Origin of the sequence: Parashewanella curva (assembly GCF_003675895.1) — a bacterium.
Taxonomy (GTDB): Bacteria; Pseudomonadota; Gammaproteobacteria; order Enterobacterales; family Shewanellaceae; genus Parashewanella; species Parashewanella curva.
In genome coordinates, this window is record NZ_ML014759.1 from 1 (window position 1) to 17,827 (window position 17,827).

Consider the following 17,827-nt stretch of genomic DNA (forward strand, 5'->3'; position numbering starts at 1 on the left):
GTTTTGCCATTTGCTTCCTTCAGATTTCACCTCACGATGAACACCCTTGCATAGGCTAACGGTTCCCGCTCGACTGAGCCCGTAGAGGACTTTCACCTCCTAGAACAACGCCATGCTCGGCGCACCTCAATAATGACGTTTGGCACAAAGCCAACCGCATCAAATCTTCAAAACGTTTTACAAGGCGAGCACCAGAAGTCATGGTCAAAATCAGCGGCCATTGCAAAAGTGCCGCTCACATTCAAGCTCACTTCGACTACATCAGCCGAAACGGACAGATAGAAGTAGAAGACGAACAAGGCAATAGCTACCAAGACACCTCTGCACTTCACCAACTAGCCAAAGAATGGGGAGCCGATACCACCAGTAACAAAAAGAACGCTCGTCACAGCACTCACATCGTCCTATCCATGCCCGATGGCACCGAACCTAAAGCCGTGAAAAAAGCCGTAAGAGAGTTTGCTAAAAAGACGTTCGCCAACAACCATCAATACGTTATGGCGCTACACACCGATACCGATAGTCCTCATGTTCATCTAACCGTTAAAAACCTTGGATTCGATGGGAAGCGGCTGCATGTGCGAAAAGGATTACCGCAGGCTTGGAGGGAACGGTTTGCAAACGAATTAGAGCAGCTTGGTATTTCAGCTGAAGCCTCACCAAAAATTATACCGTTGCGCGATACAATCACTAACAAATTTCTTAAAATACAGGCTAATGCTGAGAGAAGAGAGATAAATCGCTAAAACCAGCTCTGCTTTTGATATTCTGGATTTAACCATAAAAAAATTTATTGAAACGCAACTGTATAAAAGTTCAGTGGTTAGATATTTCCTTCTTTCCACAAGAAAGAAGGAATTTTTCCTCCTTTCACGCAGTAACCTGTCAAGCAAGCCTAACAAAAGCACTTGATTTAAAGAAAAAATATGGATAATTTAATCGAATGTTAAAAATATTTGGCATGCGGTAGCGTGTCTGTAGAAAGAAGGATTTTTTCCTTCTAATAAGCTGTTATGTTTTTGTCAGGGCACCATAAATGAGAACACGAATAAAGAAGCTTTTGGATTATATATCACCGTTTCTAGCTCTTGTTTTTTCGAGCTATTTGTTAAAACAGTCAAATGTGTTTGTATTCATTTATGCTCAAAGCTCCGAAGAGCATTATATTAGTAACTCTATCATTTGGGGCTTTTGCTCGTATGGAGTCTATAAGCTCTTATTAAAAATAAATGAGGAATTAATAGAGTTATCAAAACCTCCAAAGCGCTCAAATAGCAAAACATAACAAGGCATTCAACAGGACGCAAAATCGTTGGCTTTGCTCCTGCGTCGCAAATTATAGCCAACAATTTTCCGCCCGTTAATGCGGCGTTATGCGTTGTAAAAACTTCAATGGTTTTTATGTTGTACCATGCAAGGTTCAACTGCGGTAGCAATGGAAATTCAGCTTAAATAATGCAGCTGTAGATCAACCACGAAATTGCATTTATCAATGTTATTTTTGGCTGTTTTAAAAATTATTAAAATCGGCAAAATCATTGGCAGTATCATAAAAACAAAGTTGGGCACACTCCAAAACGTCTGTAATATCAAAACGTAACTGGTGCGCCTAACAAGGCATTTAAGACGGACAAATACTTGCAGGCTTTTGTCACTTCGTTCCAAATTTTAGCCTGCAACCATTTGCCGCTTAATGCGGCGTTATATTTATTACAGGAAGTATCATGGGTAAACGAATCGTTGGACTAATCTTTCTCTTTTCATTCTCAGTATTCGCTGATGAATCAGCGCTGTCCGTTGATAGAGCCATCTCTAACAACATCGAGTTAGCATTCCCTAATGATTCAAATATCCAGCCCGACTTAAGTGACTTTGAAGTTATTAATTTTGTACTGCTCAGTAATGAAACAGGTGAACGCTGGGCTGTCGTTACTTTTAAAAATTTATCATCAGGCAGAAGAACTGTTAATGAAAAACACGTTTTAGCTTTATTAGCAAATGGTTCTAGGGTTTATCCGTCAGAGTTTACAGAAGCCTTTAGGGGTAAAGAAGTAAAATCCGTAACAATCAATTTTTCAGACAGCAAATTTCCAATATTAAGCGTTTATTCAAGAACATAAATATAACAAGGCATTCAAGACGGACAAATACTTGTTGGCTTTTTCCGCTTCGCTACAAAATTATAGCCAACAACCATTTGCCGCTTAATGCGGCGTTATATGCTTTCGATCATTTTGAGAATATGGAAGATTCAACTAAAAAAGATAATTGGCTAACAACTTCAGTTACTACCTTTGTATCATTAGCTTTAGCATATTTCACATTAAGTCTTGTTGGTTACGAAAAGCCTGACACTTTTACTTTACCGTATTTTGTTTTTTTATTTACCCAATCAGTACTGTTTGCTTTGTACTACTTTGGTTTAGTTAAGTTATTTAGGTGGTTGTATTCGTAGTTTAGGTATCACATATAACAAGGCATTCAACAGGACGCAAAATCGTTGGCTTTGCTCCTGCGTCGCAAATTATAGCCAACAATTTTCCGCCCGTTAATGCGGCGTTATACGCAAGTCGGTAAACATGAAGTTAAAAGTAGTATTCAAAATTTTATTGATAAGTTACTTGGTTGCACAAGTATCTTGGCTCGGTTACTCAAACTATAAAACCAGCCAATTGCAAAATGACACAAAGTTACAGTTCGAAAATGTATTCGTAGTTTAGGTATCACATATAACAAGGCATTCAACAGGACGCAAAATCGTTGGCTTTGCTCCTGCGTCGCAAATTATAGCCAACAATTTTCCGCCCGTTAATGCGGCGTTATGCGTTGTAAAAACTTCAATGGTTTTTATGTTGTACCATGCAAGGTTCAACTGCAGTAGCAATGGAATTTCAGTTTAAATTCAGTTGCTGTAGATCAAGCACGAAACTGCCCTATTCAATGTTATTTTTGGGTTGTTTTAAAAGTTTTTGAAATCGGCAAAGCTATTGGTTATTTTGAAAATCACAATTAAGCAAAATCCAAAACGTCTGTAATATCAAAACGCAAATGGTGCGCCTAACAAGCAATTCAACAGGACAAATACTGTTTGGCTTTTGTCGCTGCGCTCCAAAATTTTAGCCAAACACCATTTGCCCGTTAATTGGGCGTTATATGTACAAGGAAGGTATGAGTGTAACTCAGGTATTAAAAATTTTTGCGTTATGGTTTTTTATAGCAATTATTCCAATAACTCTACTTTTTGGCTTTAGCCCTATGGCTGGCGGCTCACTTTTATTAGTGTTAGTTTCGCTAATGTTTGTAGTAATTGGTGCACCAATTCAAATCTTTCTAACTTGGAGAAACCCAAGTAGAGCTATGCTTTTTCAGTTTATTTATTCGTTTTTAATAATTATAGTTATCACGTTATTAGCGGCTTCGACTGGAAAGTTTAACGTCACATAAATGTACATATAACAAACAGTTCAACAGGACAAATACTGTTTGGCTTTTGTCACTGCGTTCCAAAATTTTAGCCAAACACTATTTGCCCGTTAACTGGGCGTTATATGACCTCGTAGGAATCGAGAGCATTTGAAAATTAAGGATTAAATAAGTGGTTTGGTTCGTCTTTTTAGTTTTATATCTTCTGTTTTACATACCCACACTCCCATGGAAAGTTCATGGCTATGTTACAAAAAAAGAAGTGACTACCTTGGGTGTTAAAATCGAAGAGTTTCTTTCTGTTATCTTTCACTTATTTGGTTGTATTGCTTTATATGAGCTAGCATCAGGTAATCAATTCATCAGCCCTATGCTTTGGGCATTGTGGTTTTCAATCGGTATTTTATGGACTATCAGCCCATTAATTATTTCTTCGCCAAAGCTCGAATATCTAAAACAACAAATACCAAATCCCAACAAGCAAAAGTTAGTTTATCTTATAGGGTCATTGTTTATGGCGCCTTTGTATGTTGGTGTTTTCATACGTAGCAGCTTTGTCATATAACAAGGCATTCAACAGGACGCAAAATCGTTGGCTTTCGCTCCTGCGGTGCAAATTATAAGCCAACGTTTTGCGCCTGTTAATGCGGCGTTATGCGTTACTTTGGAAACTAGCACCAATGCCATTAAGACCAATCGAATCAAGGAAATGCCGTAGGTGTAAACTTCAGATCAATGATAGAGTCGGACCATGTCCTCATTGCGCTCATCTTTCTGATTCCGAAGCACAAAAACTTCAGTACCTTTTAAAATCTGAATCACACGCCTTGCACTCAGGTTTAAAGCTAAGCTTTATTTTTGTTTTCATAGTTTCAATCATTGTGGTTATTTACTTTTCTCAGTAAAAACGCATAACAAGCAATTCAACAGGGACAAATACTGTTTGGCTTTTGTCGCTACGCTCCAAAATTTTAGCCAAACACCATTTGCCCGTTAATTGGGCGTTAGGTATAAGTTCTAGGCAATACAATCAAATAGGTTTTAAATGAAAGTCGAAAAAAAAGTTACTATATCTGAAACACACTCTATTGAAATTGGAACGTCAAGCTGGAGCAGCAAAGAAAAGTCCATCCGTTCTCGTTATGACTCTCTAGAGACAGGAAAATTTAGTCCTCATGCATCAAGTGAGCTACCGATTCCAGATTTACAACCAATAATCAAAATGGCGGCAGAAAATGATTTACTATCAATATCACAGTGTTCTGAAATGATTGTAGCATTATCAAAATCTATATCTAAGCAGGTTTCATCGTAAATACCTAACAAGGCATTCAACAGGACGCAAAATTGTTGGCTTTGCTCCTGCGTCGCAAATTATAGCCAACAATTTTCCGCCCGTTAATGCGGCGTTAGTTGCTAAAGCGTAAGTTGAAGTATGAATCAGTTTTATAAGCGTTTTTTGAAGTATCAGAACTCTCAAATATCGTTAACAAAAATCTACGTCAAGCATTTGCCATTAATACTGTTTAGGACTTCAGTCGTGGTACTTGTATTATTTAGTGATGTGATTTTTCAGCTAATTTTACCCACAGAGGTTAAATTTCTGATTGTTGGGTTAATGATTGGTTCTCAAGTTCAAGAAGCAATTTGGGTTTTCAAGTATTATAAAACCTGCAAGCTTCTAGCTGAATCGACTAATTGGGAAAAGATGTCTCAATTAGCAAATCGCAACTAACAAGCAATTCAACAGGACAAATACTGTTTGGCTTTTGTCGCTGCGCTCCAAAATTTTAGCCAAACACCATTTGCCCGTTAATTGGGCGTATGCGCCACCAAAACTCAACTTTCTCATTTGCTGTTGATCTAAATCAATCAGATTATTGAAAAATAAAACAATGATGTAAGTTCTAGAAAATAGAAATAGGTAAAAGGATGTTTGAATTAGTTGATTTAGAAAATGTACGGAATGAAATGATTTCGGAGATTCAAAACGATATCGCTCAAGATAAACTATACATCTCTGATCGTTTAAACCAATCTGGTAAAGAAGTTTATTCACAGCTTCTTTTAGCTGCTGCGGAAGAAGGTAACATTGAATCCTTTGTAGCAAACTTAAATATGGGCTACTTTAATCCAACGTATCTGAGGAAAAAACCTTCTGGCGGTTTTACCTCTGCAAGTATGCCGTATAATGCAAATGCAACTCTTTGTGAAGGTGAGTTTAACCGTTTCTACATTAGGGCTGTGTGTCAAAAGGCAATATCGCAAGACCAACAATATATAACGGTTTATCGTGCACGGCACTCAGGAACTCCAAGGTCTGCTTCACTGAGGTTAGAAAATCAGCAATTTTCAGCGCTTCAACTTCTCAATGATCTCCAAGCAAATGTTGGCGTCGATACAGCCTTAGGTTTACCACCGGGTCCAAATTCTGGCATGAGCGTCAAGCTCTAAGCGCATAACAAGCAAATCCAGGTGACGCCTACGGCGCACCTGATTTGGGCGTTGGTATGACTCCCCACGTCAAGTAAAACATAGCAATCCGTGCCAAAATTATTTTTAGCTTTGGTTTCACCGTGAAGGTGAGCTAATGCAAGGATGAAGCAAGTAATTTCGTCGATATTCATGCTGGTATCCGTGGATTACTCATCGATTGATGAGCAGCGCCTACCTTACTTGTTTCGACGTAGTACCTTTTCTTCAGTCTATGCTCGTGGATCAATTCTAGTGAACTAGAATCGCCTGCCTAACGCCCTCGGAGTTTGTACTGCTCTCGATGCTTGACCACATGCATTAGCTCAATTCTTATGTTCATTAATAGGTTACGGTCACATCATTACGAGGGTACGCGTGATAATCGTTGTTTCGGATTTACTGGTGTTAAGACCACCTCTTTTGCAATCGCCCAAATATAGGCAATCATTTCTCTGGCTATTGCAGTAATAACGACATTGTAATGTTTACCTCTTTTCATGAGCCGCTGGTAACGTCGACACAGCCTTAATTGTGCTTGCCATGCAATATCAACAATTTCTTTGCTCAGCTGCTCTTGCCGTTTTTGTAATTCTGGGGAGATGTTGGCAGCGTACCGATAAGAATGCGCACCCTCGATAAGCAAGCGTCTCGCACGACCGTTTCCACATTTAGTGATTGCTCCTAGCCTACGGTGTCCGCCACTGGAATGTTCACTGGGAACTAACCCTAAGTAACTCATCAGCTTTCTTGGATGGTCGAAACGGTTTAAATCACCAAGCTCAGCGATAACTCCCACCGCAACGAGCAGCCTGACACCACGCATCGCTTGTATGGCTTTAACAACGGGATAGTAGCGCCAAAGCTTTACATGATATTCAAGTTCGGTATCAAATCGTGCAAGTCGTTTCATTCGTTCTGAAATCGTTTGAATGTGCTCTTGCAATACAATTTGCTGAGTTGGATGTGGTAGCACTAAATCTGTTAACCATCTTAAGTGCTGTTTAGACCAATTGTCTGCAATCTGGCATTGGATATTATTTCGAAGCAACATCGATTTCAGTTCATATTTGGCGTCTTTTAAGTCTTCCATGGCGGTTTGTCGTGCACGGGATAAATCCCGAATGGCTTCATCTTCTGGCTCTGGTACGTAGATAGCTTCGATATCGCCATTTTTTAGTAGCTGAGCCAATTTTAAAGCATCTCGTTTATCAGTTTTAACGCGCTCTCCTGGTTTTTTAGGTATCAACGAAGGCGCAACGACATGACAGCTGTGACCTATACTGGTGAGCAGTCGATATATCCAATACCCGCAAGGGCCTGCTTCATAAATAAAGTGAAATGCATAATGCGGATATTTTGATGTAAGTTGTCGAACTAATTTTTGAATGGCTGTTTTCGTGTTTTGGATCCGGCCAAGGTGTGTTGGTTTGGCACCGCGAATATCTTCGCAATAAGCAACTTCATTGAACTCTTTATGAGTATCTAAACCGATGAAAAGTATGTTATGTTCGTTCATGCTAGCCTCTCATATTTAAATTACGAATTTAATAATGGCTCTGGCTTATGCTAACCCACGAATTGAGAGGCTAGCACCTCGTGGGGAGTCATTGTGTCTATGCTTACTAAGGGTTTTGTAACCAATGAATGAAGTTATAAGTAACTGGACAAGTTTTTCTTGGTGGTTAAACCATATACCAGCAGCATTGGTTGCTCTTGGAATTGGCGGTTTATTCAAATATGTACCTAAATTTTGGCGAGCACTGGTTAGAAAAATACAAATTAGAGAACTCAATAAAATTCGAAAAACTAGGTTTAACTATAGCGCTGTCCATTATGAAATAAGCAAAACTCACTCATTAATGCTCCTGTTTAGCACGTTATGTATTTATTATCTTTATGAGTTTTCAATCTCAGCCGAAGAGCAAGGTGGCTTAATGGCTTTAATAAAAACCCTTCCTCTTTATATCGTAGAGATTTTTTATTTTTATCAACGTAGCTTTACTAAATTATTAATTAAGAGCGTTGGTAAAATTTCGTAAGCATACAAGAGACTATGGTAAATAATAGCGATAATTTCTCCTTTGCATTAACCAAACTCAAGATGTTGCTCTTTCATGGTTCTAAGCAGACTATCATTTCGCTTTTCAATGAATGTTGTTGCTTTTTCATTAGTACTTTCTCTTTCAAACCCCATCACGTAATTCTGTATTTTCTCCGCATCTCTTGAAGCTCTTAATATTTCTTTAGGGTCATCTTTCAGCACCTTAATCCATGCATCGACATAAGCCGCATGCTGGCCAAATGAATGACCGATTTGTAGTTCATCTCCGATCATCAACGAGGCGATTTCGGCTCTGAGTTCTTCTTTGGCGTAGGATTCATCACCGAAACGGCCTGTCATATCTCGGTTGAGTCTATGGCTGGCGCCTGTCGAATGGGCTGCTTCATGATAAATGGTCGCCAGATATCGGTCTGCTGTCTCAAATTGGGATTTGGCGGGTAAATGAATGCTATCAGTAGAAGGACTGTAGTAGGCATTATCGTGTTGGTCATGATGAATGGCCACACCGACATTATTCAGGATTTTCTCTGCTCGCTCATGGCGTTGCCAATCGGGTTCAGTTTTGATTTCCAGCTCTGGTAAGCCTTCAATTTGAGCGGCATTGAACACCACTGCACTGAATACTTTTGGCCTTTCTAGTTTGACGGTTTGTTTTAGTGGCTTACCGTCGGTACCTAAGATTTTTTTGCCATTGCTATCGGTCTTGTCTATTTTGTCGAACAGCTTCCAGTATTGAACAATCGTGCCATGTTGCCCTTTCATCACTTTGGCATCGAGACTGCTGGCCTGTTTGAAGGTCATCCATCTTGGATCTTGCCTACCTTGCATGGCTAACCATATTGCGTTTGAGCCTTTGTATTTGGTTCCGCTAACTGGGTTGTGTGGCATTCTTGGTTCACCCGGTTTCCATGGTAGCATCCACGGTGCAGTGCCTTGTTTCAGTTGCTGAATCAGCTTGTTGGCGATTTGTTCATGGTACGGGACTTTGTTCTTTGAGTTCTTTGGCATGGTTTACTCCTCATCAGTATCAACTTCTACTGCTTCCCATGCGTTTAGTTCGGATAGCGCATCTTCCTCAAATGCGCCCATTTCTTCTGCTTCTGTTTGAGTAACCTCTACGACCTTTTGAGGAATGTTGAGTGGAAGTAATCTTTCGTTCAATTTATTAGCGTTCGAGTTGGTGTTCATAGTGCGCCTCCTTACTTGGTGCAAAACGGGATTTGGCAATTGAATTTTGTGGGGTAAACCTCTGCTTAAACCGTTCTAATGCGGATTGTGATTTGGCTTGTGTAGTCGCTTGCTGCTTTGGTGGTGAAGTGGTTGGCTGAGCTTGGGGTTTTACCGCTTGAGTCTGGTGAGATTGCTTGTCAATATTGATCCCTTGCTGTGTCAAGCGTTGATAATCCAAGGGTTGTGGCTTGTAGCCTGTGACTTCCATGCCTTTGATTTTGGCTTGTAGCCAAGCTTCACGTTTAAAGTTCTGACTGCCTTTTAGCTTAATTTGTTGCCAGCCACGATGTTCGGCAATGGCCAATAAGTCCAAAATAATTTTGCTGTGTTCCAGTCGTGTTTGTAGTTTGTTGCCTTTGTCGATAAAGGCGAGTGCTGCTGAATTGCGATTAGGGAAATAGCTTTTGCCATTAGCTGAGGTATAGCGCATATACAGATGCTTAGGCATCGGCATTTTTGATGTTTCTTGCTCTGGTTGTTTTGGGTTTGATTTCGGAGGCTGTGTCGGATTGTCTGGCTTTGTCTTTAATTCAGCTTCTGGTGTTTTTACTTGTTCAATTACAGTTTCTTGCTGCTGTGTAGTTATGGCTTTGAGCGTTGAACTTACAGGCGTAATGCTATTAAGCGGTGGCTGTAATCGTTCTGGTTTTTGGTACTTCAGCTCTGGCCAACAGCGTTCAATGTAACCTTCGATTTGCTTTTTTACTCTGACCACACTGCTGCTTATCTGTAAGTCATTAAAGTCAGTTAGGCCATGTTGGATCTGCTCTGTAGAAAATTTTGGGGTCAGCCAATGACCACCGACTAAGTTGGCTGATTCTCTGGCTTTTTGTACGCCTTTGTTGATTTGATTTTTATGATCATTGTCGGCAAGGAAAAGATGTCTTGCATTGGGATATTTGGCACTGATCTTTTCAGCGACCTTGGGCATATTACCTGCGTCGACTGTCATCACTACGCTGCGACCTGTAGCTTCCGCAATACTCGCTGCGGTTGAGTAGCCTTCTGCGTAGAGAATAGGTTCATTAGCGTTTAATGGCCTATCGCCAACAACAAAGAAATGGCCTGATTTTTGTGCCCCTTTTTTAAGGCACTTGAAACCATTGGGACTGATCCGCTGCAAGCTATGAATATTTTGTTCAGTATCATACAAAGGAATAACTAAACGTCCTTTCTTGTCCTGACAAACACCGGGATACGCTTGTACGCCTTTACGATTCAAATAGCCCTGACCAGAGTTTGCGGTTGGCAGCTGTCGATATAGCTGAGCGCAGCGTTTGGCGTGATGTTGCTGCTTTTGATTTAAGCTTTGTTCTCTCAGATAACGAATATTGGCCATATGCGCTTTTTGGTGGAGACGTGCGGTTGGATCGGCTTGTTCAAAGCTGGCATGCCATTTTTGTGGCTCATTGTGATTCCGATGATCTTGATACCAGCCAACTGGGTGACCATCATTAAACACGGCATAGACACCACTCTTTTGACCTCGTTTATCGTCCTGCGTCGCCACTCGATGAATTTGCCCATCCATCATTGGTGGCTCTTCAAGTAAGAAACCTGCCGTTTCTAAGACATGGTTAAATTCAAGCAGGGGATCGATATCGCTGTTCTGCTTCATCATGTTGGGATCTGGCAGCCAAGGTTCTACTTTGCGCTTATCTGTGCCAGCTTTGGCATACCATAAGCCTTGTTCACCATCAAAGCTGATGGCTGCAACACCATTGTTGAGTCTGCCGATTTCTTGTTGGGCTTGCGCTCTATCGTCATAACCCACTGCCAAATAGGTTTTATGTTTCAATTGCTCATTACTCATAGTTTTCATCTCCCACTACGTTTTTGAAATCGGTAACCAAGTCGTTTATTGGTGTTTTTTGAGATATAGGCTCGGGGTTTGGTTGGCTCGACTTCGATGTCGCACTATTGTCAGCTTCAGATTGCTCAACACTTGTTGTATCGCCATCCTCAGCGCAACGGATTTGAGTAACGGTGATTGAATGCTGTTTGGGCGTGACCTTGGGAATGTTTGGTATTTTGTAATGATTTTTATCTGGTTGATTACCACGAACAGTTAGCTGTCTGTCTTGATACCAACGCAGTTTTTGACATTTCACCGGAGGGCAGTTTTCGAGAAGTAAAATGGCGTTGTCAGCACCCATTTGCATCAGTTCTTGGGGCAGCATTAAGGCTCGTCCGTGGTCGCTAACACTTTCACTTTTACCGCCTTTGCCTGATAACTGACGGCTACGACTGCGGTTATTGATAGTAGATGTGCCAAGGCTATCTGAGATTTCTCTGGCGACTTTTGGATTTTTCGGTGCAAACACAATTTGCAGCGCATGATTATCCATTAAGGTTTCAGCGCCATCATGACCGTAGATTTCTCTGAGTTGTGCCGGAGATTGAATAATGGTGAGTAGTCTTAGTCCATAACCTGCGACATAGCTAATGCCTTTGCTTAATATGCCAACTTTGCCAATGGCGGCAAACTCATCGAGTAGTAATAGCACTTGGTATTCAAGCTGTGGGTTTTGCTCAGGCAGCTCTCTTGTATTAAGGTCAATCAGCTGTTGAAAGAACAGATTAATCAGTGGCGATAGACGGCTTAAATCATCAGGAGTAACACCGACATAAATCGACATCTTTTGCTGGCGTATTCGGCGCAAGTCAAAGTCATTGCCTGCTGTTACCGCATCAATCACAGGGTTGTAAAACAACTCTAAGGCTGAAGTAAAACTTTTCCGTACAGAGCCACGAGTGCGCTCTGGTGTGTCGAGGTATTCTTTTAGAGCTAACAGGCATTGACTGGATAAAGTGACATTGGAATCCAGTCTTAACTCTAATTGTTGAGCCAGATATTCATCTCCTTGAGTGAGTAGACGTAATACTTCGCCCATGGTCACTGGCAGCGGTGGTGATTCAATCAGGTACAAGACTAACCCCAACCATAAAGAGCGAGCTGAGGCTTGCCACACTGGAGCTTCGTTATCGAGATTGGGAAACAGCATCTGGCCAATTTTCTGAATATCGTTGATTCGAAAGCTTGGATCATTTGAGATGTAATGCAGTGGATTCCAGCGATGGCTTTGGTAGTTTCTAGGTGCGAGGTTGAGCAGAAAACATTTCTGACCGTGAGCGCTTCTAAAGCCAGAGCTGATGCACCAGTTCTCTTGTTTAATATCCAAAACCACTACAGAGTCTTGCCAGCTAAGTAAATTAGGAATGACCACACCTACACCTTTACCGCTGCGAGTGGGTGCTGACATTAGCACATGCTGCTGACCAGCAAACTGTAGATATTGCTCTGACAAGCCAAAGCGCTTTTTACCCACAACAATGCCTGATTTAGCCAATAATCCAGCTTGGTTAATTTGTTTGGTGTCAGCAAATTTTGCATCACCATAAAGAGGCTGCTTTTTTGTTTTAAGCTTCTTAGCAACAAAGGCAATTACAGGCGCAAAGCCGATGGTAACGGATAAAATGAGATAAAACTGAGTAACTTTTTGATGACCAAAATAATAAGCGTATTTGAAAATGGTTAAGGGGCTGGATTGCTTTACATCAAGGTTGGCAAACCACAAGAACAATACACCACTGAACCACAGGCTGGCGATTAACACGCCAATGATGCTTGATAATATTACCCAGCCACGTTTGCTCATCATGCCTCCATGCCCTTTGGGTTAAAGAACACTTCGCTGACAAAACGTCTGCCGTTTACCACTTGCAGTTGCACTATCACATCAACACATAAATGCAGAAGTTGCTTAATGTCTTCTCTGGATAATGACGACCCTGCTTGGCTTTCTTTTAGCAGCAACATCAGTTGTTCCATTGCTAACTTAGGACTACCAGCGTGCATGGTGGTGATGCTGCCCGGATGCCCTGAGTTGATATTGCGAAGAAAATAAAAGGCTTCATCGCCACGAATAAGTTCAGCCACAAACACTCTATCGGGCTTCATCCGTAAGCTGGCTTCTAGCAACTGCTTTTGAGTGATATTGGCAATGCCTTGATTACCAGCGGAATAGAACAAGCTAACGGTGTTACTGTGAGTGTTATAAAGTTGCAATTCATCGACATTTTCAATGGATATTAATCGCTCTGAATCTGGAACTTGTTGCAGCAATGAACGTAAAAAAGTGGTTTTTCCTGAGCCTGTCGCACCAGAAACTATGATGTTTTTTCGAAGCTTGATGGCAAGTTTCAGAAAAGCGGAAATATCGCTATTTTGCTTGAAGGCCAACAGCTGGGCATCAGTTTCAGGCTGACTGCCATTAACTGGGCTTTGTTGTGAAAAATATCCCTGTCGTTGATATTCGTCCAAGGTAAACACGGATTTGGACGGCTTGCGGATGGTAATGCTGATCTTACCTACTGGAGTAACTGGAGGAATGGCAATTTGTACTCGCTCACCGTCAGGCAAAGTGGCAGATAATATTGGATACACGGCATCCAGTTTTTGGCCTGAATAGGTCGCAATCAACTTGCTCAAGCGTTTGCAGTATTCCAAGGTCAGTGATTTCACTTTATGTTGTTTCCAGCCACTTTCCCTTTCCGTTAGTACTTGCAGTGGCTTATTAATGACAATTTCCGTGATCTGTGGTGGATATAAATAAATGTTGAGTATGTTAAGGTGCTCGTATAAAGCAACAGCACGATTGGGTTCAATTGGGTCTTCAATTGCAACTTCATTGGCTAAGTTTAAGCTCATAAACACTCCTAAAATCTAAGTCTCTGGCCACAAACACATTGATGTGTTCCCCTTGGTTTTTATACAAAGTTGGTTTGATATGAATCGAGTATTGAAGTGCAATAGAAGCGAGATCTTTAGTACCTCCAATGGTGTCTCCGAATTGGATTGTGTTGCTATTTCCTTTAGATTTATTGGCGTAATAGGTTCCGACATCACCAATCAAGCTGAGTAACATCGCACTGCCAAATCGCTGTCCAAAATGACCATCGACATAACCACTATGACCGCTACGGCCAAGGCTGTCGGTTCCCGGTGAAGCTAAATCTAAAATCACACCCGTTGGAGTTTCGATGCGATCCCACAATACAAAAATTCGAGCTTGTCCTTGCTCTAATCCAGTTTGGTATTCACCAACAATATGACTGCCTTTTTCGAGCAGCAATACCTTGCCATTGGTAGAGTAAATATCACGACTTAATTGACAACGGGTCATGCCTGCTACGTCGCTGCTAATGGCGGTTTCTAAAATGCAGTCGAGAAATGCGCCTTTGGTAATAAACAAGTTGGGATCAATGATTCGACTGGCGATACTTCCCTGAATTTTAGTGGCTTGTAATTGTTGGTTTAGTGAGTGGCTATTAGGCTGCTCTTGGTTTATGTCTGGCAAGGAGTCTTGTTGTTGAATGTTTCTTGGAACAGCCTGTTGCGAGCTGTTATTGAGTACCAATAAGCCATCTAACTGTTTACGTTTTTGTGGAGTGAGTGTTTTTTTCTGGCCACTTAAACGAGCTAAGTGACCAAACTGCGGTGAGTTGGGTTCGTCCAATTGCCCAGTATGAATGATTGAGTTTGTCTCAATGTTTGGTTTTGTTTTTATACTGGTAACAGGTTTATTCGTTGGCTCAGGTGGCACTCCAAGGTGATCAGCAATGGTGTAATGATGATGGATTGAGTCTGTGTCTGATTGGGCATGGCTAAAACCGCCATTGATGGCCACTAACAGCACAATCATTAAGGCAGCGATGGCAGACATTACTGCTTTGGTGAGCCACGTATTACTTTGAACTCGGTTGCCTAGCTCTGGAACCGGATTGTTGGAAAGCTCTGGCTCTTGGTTGGTGTGTTGTTCAGCCATGCGAACCTCCACGCCTTTTGGCAATGCGCTTTACTTGTGGGATTTGTGTCTTTTGATAACTTGCAGGCTTTTCTGCATCAAAGGATTGGTTAAACAAGCACAAGACTAATTGGCCTTGTCGCAGCACTAATCTTCTAACTACTCGCCTGATCACTATGGTGTTGGGAAAGTCAGGATTGATATGACTATTCACCAAGCTTTCACTGTTGTCGCTATTGACGGTATATACCGCAGGCAAGTCTTGTTTGGGATTAAACTTGAGGTAAGTAAAGCGGCCATCATCAAAGACCGTTACAGGCAATAAGGATTTATCACCTTTATAGAAATAATTCTGGCTATTCACCTGTGGCGAGGTGTGAAGGCTTAGCTGATCTTCAAGTAACTGCTGTTGATTGTGTTGGTGTAACTGAGTTTTAAGATCATCGGGATAGATAAAATCCACCGCAAACATCATATTACGGCTTGTGGCTTGATTAGTGTTTTTTAGCAGTGACGCATTGAGCTCAAATTGGTACACATGACGATTAGTCAGCACCGTCATATTAGTGATGGCTAGCTGGGCTTTGGGTTTGATAAAAATGTGGTTATCAACGGGAGTCACACTCCATGCAGCACTGTCGCCCATCGCAATTTGTTTGATTGTCTCACCGTTGGCAAAGGCTATGTCAGTCGCAAAACCATAATGACCAACCAATTTCACCACTTGCTGAGGATTGAAATTGATATGGCGAACTCGTCTATCAAAATGGCCGATATGAGGGGTTTCAAGAGCTTGAGTTACAGAAGACAATAAAGATAACGTCATGCCTGCAAAGGCAGACATCCAGTGACTTTTATTCTTTATCTTAGATAAAAAGACGCTAGATCCCTGCCTACGCAGGGATGACCAGAGATAAATTCTGATGCCTTGCATCCTAATCCCCTCCCGTGGCTTGATCATTGCGATAACTCAGCACTTGAAAACCAAGCGGATTCAATTGTCTGTTAGCAACCGACATAGGGGCATTGCGAAAAGTGAAAGTGATAGTGGCAACCCAATGAGTTAGTGGATGATCTTCACCGACTTGCTTAACTCGCTTGGTATAACGAACTAAAGCGGTTGTGGTTTGCTCACCATTATTCTTGTCGTGTGCGATAAAGCTAATGGCATTCACTTTGATCAACACTTGTGCTGATTGACCATAGAGATTAATCGGTGCATTTGAGTTAGATTTAGGATCGGTTTGTAAGCCGTAATCCTGTTGAATATTCTCATCGGACATTAGGCCAATAAGTTTGCGGTCATAAGTTCGGGTTTGCCACTGGTAACCTTCTCGATGGCGAAGATATTGCGCTAAGAAATATTTATCCAATACCTCTTGTGCCTGTTGTTTCACTTGCCCTTTGCTGGTTAAGGTTGAAACCACATCTACAAAGCCTGTGTTGTTATCAACTCGAATAACAAAAGGTTCGATGGATTTCAGCGGCATTAAAGTGATCAGGCTGATAGCCAATAACGTGGCAAGTAGAGCCAGTAATAAACAGCATTTCCAAGCTCTTTGCTCGGATTGTTTGATTTTGACATTCAGCTCAGCATCCCAACCTCTGGCCTCAGCAAAGTATTTCTGAAGAAGCTGCTTATCAGTAAGTCGCTGCTCAAATTCAGCCATGACGTACCTCGATAGGTTTGATGACAATAGGCTGAGTGTTCACAGGTTTTAGTCCTTTACCATCGTCTTTACAATGCGGTGGTTTGGGCATGCTTGAGCAGTGAGTGAGCAGCAGAATAAAGCACACGGATAGAATTTTTTTCATTGGTCACTTTCTCCCGAAATGCTGTTGCCACCGAAGCTTTGTTGATAAGCACGATAGCCTGAACCAACAGGCTTGATTGGTGCAGATAACGCTTGACCTGTGTAGTTCAAATCTCTTCTGAGAGTGCGGTATTGATGGCGTAAGGTGGTAGGACGCATGGCATGAAGACTGTTAGAAATCGCTCCATGAGCTGCAATCGCCACACCACCACCAAGGGCTGAGGCCATGGCCGGAATTTGTTTCATTACTAAGATGCACAGACCCATTACGATGCACAGCATGGAGCTGTCACTTAGCGTGGTTAATGCCGCATGGTTGTGAGATATTTGCGCAAGATATTTAGACGCCACCGAGGTCATCAGCTGTCCAGAAGAAACTCCTAGCAGCAAGATAAAACCGAAGTTAAGTACCATTCCCAACCAGCTTTCAAAGAAGCGTTGCGTGGCTTGAAACAGAAGCAGGACAAAGAAGGCCGGGCCGATGGCCAACAACACACTGACCATGACTTTGCTGAGTAAAATAAAGAAGGCCACTAGTAAGGTCAGGCAACCACCTATGGTTAATATGCCCATTGCCAGAATGTACATGCCAAAGTTGCCGTTCATCACGCCACCTTGTCGCCACGCATTATCGGCAAGAATGAGGATTTGACCGAACAAGTGATCTAACAGCTGAGCCGCATTTTGAGTTTTGGTGCCAGACACAACCGCTGCTAAAAACTGTGGAGTTTCACTTAAAAACCGGACTACCGTTTGATTGTAATGGCCAACGGTTAATCCCAAGGTCAGAATGAAACCAATCCGAATGATACGAAAAAAACCTTCTTGTATAGGTTCCTGACTGCGACCAAACATCATTGAGTAGCCCCAAATCACCGCCCATAAAATCATCATGCTGGTAAACACGGGGATCAGGTATTGAATGAGCCTTGTTGAACCTTGTTGCACATAGTTGTGCAGAGCTTGATCCACTAAGCTAAAAATACTGCGATATAGGTTACTGGTAGCCGCCATTA

Annotated in this window: 18 protein-coding genes; 7 read left to right on the top strand and 11 right to left on the bottom strand. The window is 41.7% G+C overall.

Annotation, left to right across the window (positions count from 1 at the left end; all coding sequences use genetic code 11):
* Positions 1–200: 200 nt before the first annotated feature.
* The 6 genes from D5018_RS04275 (at position 201) to D5018_RS04310 (ending at position 5,877) form a co-directional block, all read left to right on the top strand.
* Entirely contained in the window at positions 201–746 is a 546-nt protein-coding gene (locus tag D5018_RS04275; protein ID WP_121837770.1) for a relaxase/mobilization nuclease domain-containing protein, read from the top strand.
* 978 nt (positions 747–1,724) lie between these two features.
* On the top strand, positions 1,725–2,120 hold the full coding sequence (locus D5018_RS04280) for a hypothetical protein (protein WP_121837771.1): 396 nt from the start codon (positions 1,725–1,727) through the stop codon (positions 2,118–2,120).
* 1,048 nt (positions 2,121–3,168) lie between these two features.
* The gene (locus tag D5018_RS04290) at positions 3,169–3,444 is read left to right on the top strand and encodes a hypothetical protein (RefSeq protein WP_121837773.1); all 276 of its coding nucleotides are present in this window, start codon (positions 3,169–3,171) and stop codon (positions 3,442–3,444) included.
* 151 nt (positions 3,445–3,595) lie between these two features.
* On the top strand, positions 3,596–3,988 hold the full coding sequence (locus D5018_RS04295; protein WP_121837774.1) for a hypothetical protein: 393 nt from the start codon (positions 3,596–3,598) through the stop codon (positions 3,986–3,988).
* Positions 3,989–4,468: 480 nt separating this feature from the next.
* Positions 4,469–4,738 (top strand): hypothetical protein, encoded by a 270-nt coding sequence (locus D5018_RS04300; protein WP_121837775.1) that lies wholly within the window; start codon positions 4,469–4,471, stop codon positions 4,736–4,738.
* Positions 4,739–5,355: 617 nt separating this feature from the next.
* On the top strand, positions 5,356–5,877 hold the full coding sequence (locus tag D5018_RS04310; protein WP_121837777.1) for a hypothetical protein: 522 nt from the start codon (positions 5,356–5,358) through the stop codon (positions 5,875–5,877).
* A 382-nt stretch (positions 5,878–6,259) separates the two neighbouring features.
* Here the strand turns inward: D5018_RS04310 and D5018_RS04315 are convergent, their stop codons facing one another.
* Complete coding sequence (locus tag D5018_RS04315) at positions 6,260–7,414, bottom strand: IS110 family RNA-guided transposase (RefSeq protein WP_121837778.1); 1,155 nt, start codon at positions 7,412–7,414, stop codon at positions 6,260–6,262.
* A gap of 124 nt (positions 7,415–7,538) precedes the next feature.
* Between D5018_RS04315 and D5018_RS04320 the strand changes: the two genes are divergently transcribed.
* The gene (locus D5018_RS04320; RefSeq protein ID WP_121837779.1) at positions 7,539–7,937 is read left to right on the top strand and encodes a hypothetical protein; all 399 of its coding nucleotides are present in this window, start codon (positions 7,539–7,541) and stop codon (positions 7,935–7,937) included.
* Positions 7,938–7,984: 47 nt separating this feature from the next.
* Here the strand turns inward: D5018_RS04320 and D5018_RS04325 are convergent, their stop codons facing one another.
* From D5018_RS04325 to D5018_RS04365, 10 genes are all read right to left on the bottom strand, one after another.
* The gene (locus D5018_RS04325) at positions 7,985–8,968 is read right to left on the bottom strand and encodes an ArdC family protein (RefSeq protein WP_121837780.1); all 984 of its coding nucleotides are present in this window, start codon (positions 8,966–8,968) and stop codon (positions 7,985–7,987) included.
* Between the two features lie 3 nt (positions 8,969–8,971).
* Positions 8,972–9,148, bottom strand: a complete 177-nt coding sequence (locus tag D5018_RS04330; protein ID WP_243637380.1) for a conjugal transfer protein TraD — start codon at positions 9,146–9,148, stop codon at positions 8,972–8,974.
* Positions 9,126–11,003, bottom strand: coding sequence for an LPD7 domain-containing protein (locus D5018_RS04335; RefSeq protein WP_121837781.1), 1,878 nt, complete (start codon positions 11,001–11,003; stop codon positions 9,126–9,128). Before D5018_RS04335 ends, D5018_RS04330 begins: the two co-directional genes overlap by 23 nt.
* Entirely contained in the window at positions 10,996–12,852 is a 1,857-nt protein-coding gene (locus D5018_RS04340; protein WP_121837782.1) for a type IV secretory system conjugative DNA transfer family protein, read from the bottom strand. Before D5018_RS04340 ends, D5018_RS04335 begins: the two co-directional genes overlap by 8 nt.
* Complete coding sequence (gene virB11, locus D5018_RS04345; protein WP_121837783.1) at positions 12,849–13,901, bottom strand: P-type DNA transfer ATPase VirB11; 1,053 nt, start codon at positions 13,899–13,901, stop codon at positions 12,849–12,851. Before virB11 ends, D5018_RS04340 begins: the two co-directional genes overlap by 4 nt.
* Positions 13,879–15,018 carry a type IV secretion system protein VirB10 gene (gene virB10, locus D5018_RS04350; RefSeq protein WP_207819217.1) on the bottom strand — a complete coding sequence of 380 codons (1,140 nt, stop codon included), beginning with the start codon at positions 15,016–15,018 and terminating at the stop codon, positions 13,879–13,881. Before virB10 ends, virB11 begins: the two co-directional genes overlap by 23 nt.
* Positions 15,011–15,841, bottom strand: a complete 831-nt coding sequence (gene virB9, locus D5018_RS04355; protein ID WP_165904994.1) for a P-type conjugative transfer protein VirB9 — start codon at positions 15,839–15,841, stop codon at positions 15,011–15,013. Before virB9 ends, virB10 begins: the two co-directional genes overlap by 8 nt.
* A 91-nt stretch (positions 15,842–15,932) precedes the next feature.
* The gene (locus D5018_RS04360; protein ID WP_121837785.1) at positions 15,933–16,667 is read right to left on the bottom strand and encodes a VirB8 family type IV secretion system protein; all 735 of its coding nucleotides are present in this window, start codon (positions 16,665–16,667) and stop codon (positions 15,933–15,935) included.
* Positions 16,660–16,812 (bottom strand): hypothetical protein, encoded by a 153-nt coding sequence (locus D5018_RS21625; protein WP_165904995.1) that lies wholly within the window; start codon positions 16,810–16,812, stop codon positions 16,660–16,662. Before D5018_RS21625 ends, D5018_RS04360 begins: the two co-directional genes overlap by 8 nt.
* Positions 16,809–17,825 carry a TrbL/VirB6 family protein gene (locus D5018_RS04365; RefSeq protein ID WP_121837786.1) on the bottom strand — a complete coding sequence of 339 codons (1,017 nt, stop codon included), beginning with the start codon at positions 17,823–17,825 and terminating at the stop codon, positions 16,809–16,811. The genes D5018_RS21625 and D5018_RS04365 overlap by 4 nt, the downstream gene beginning before the upstream one ends.
* Positions 17,826–17,827 lie beyond the last annotated feature (2 nt).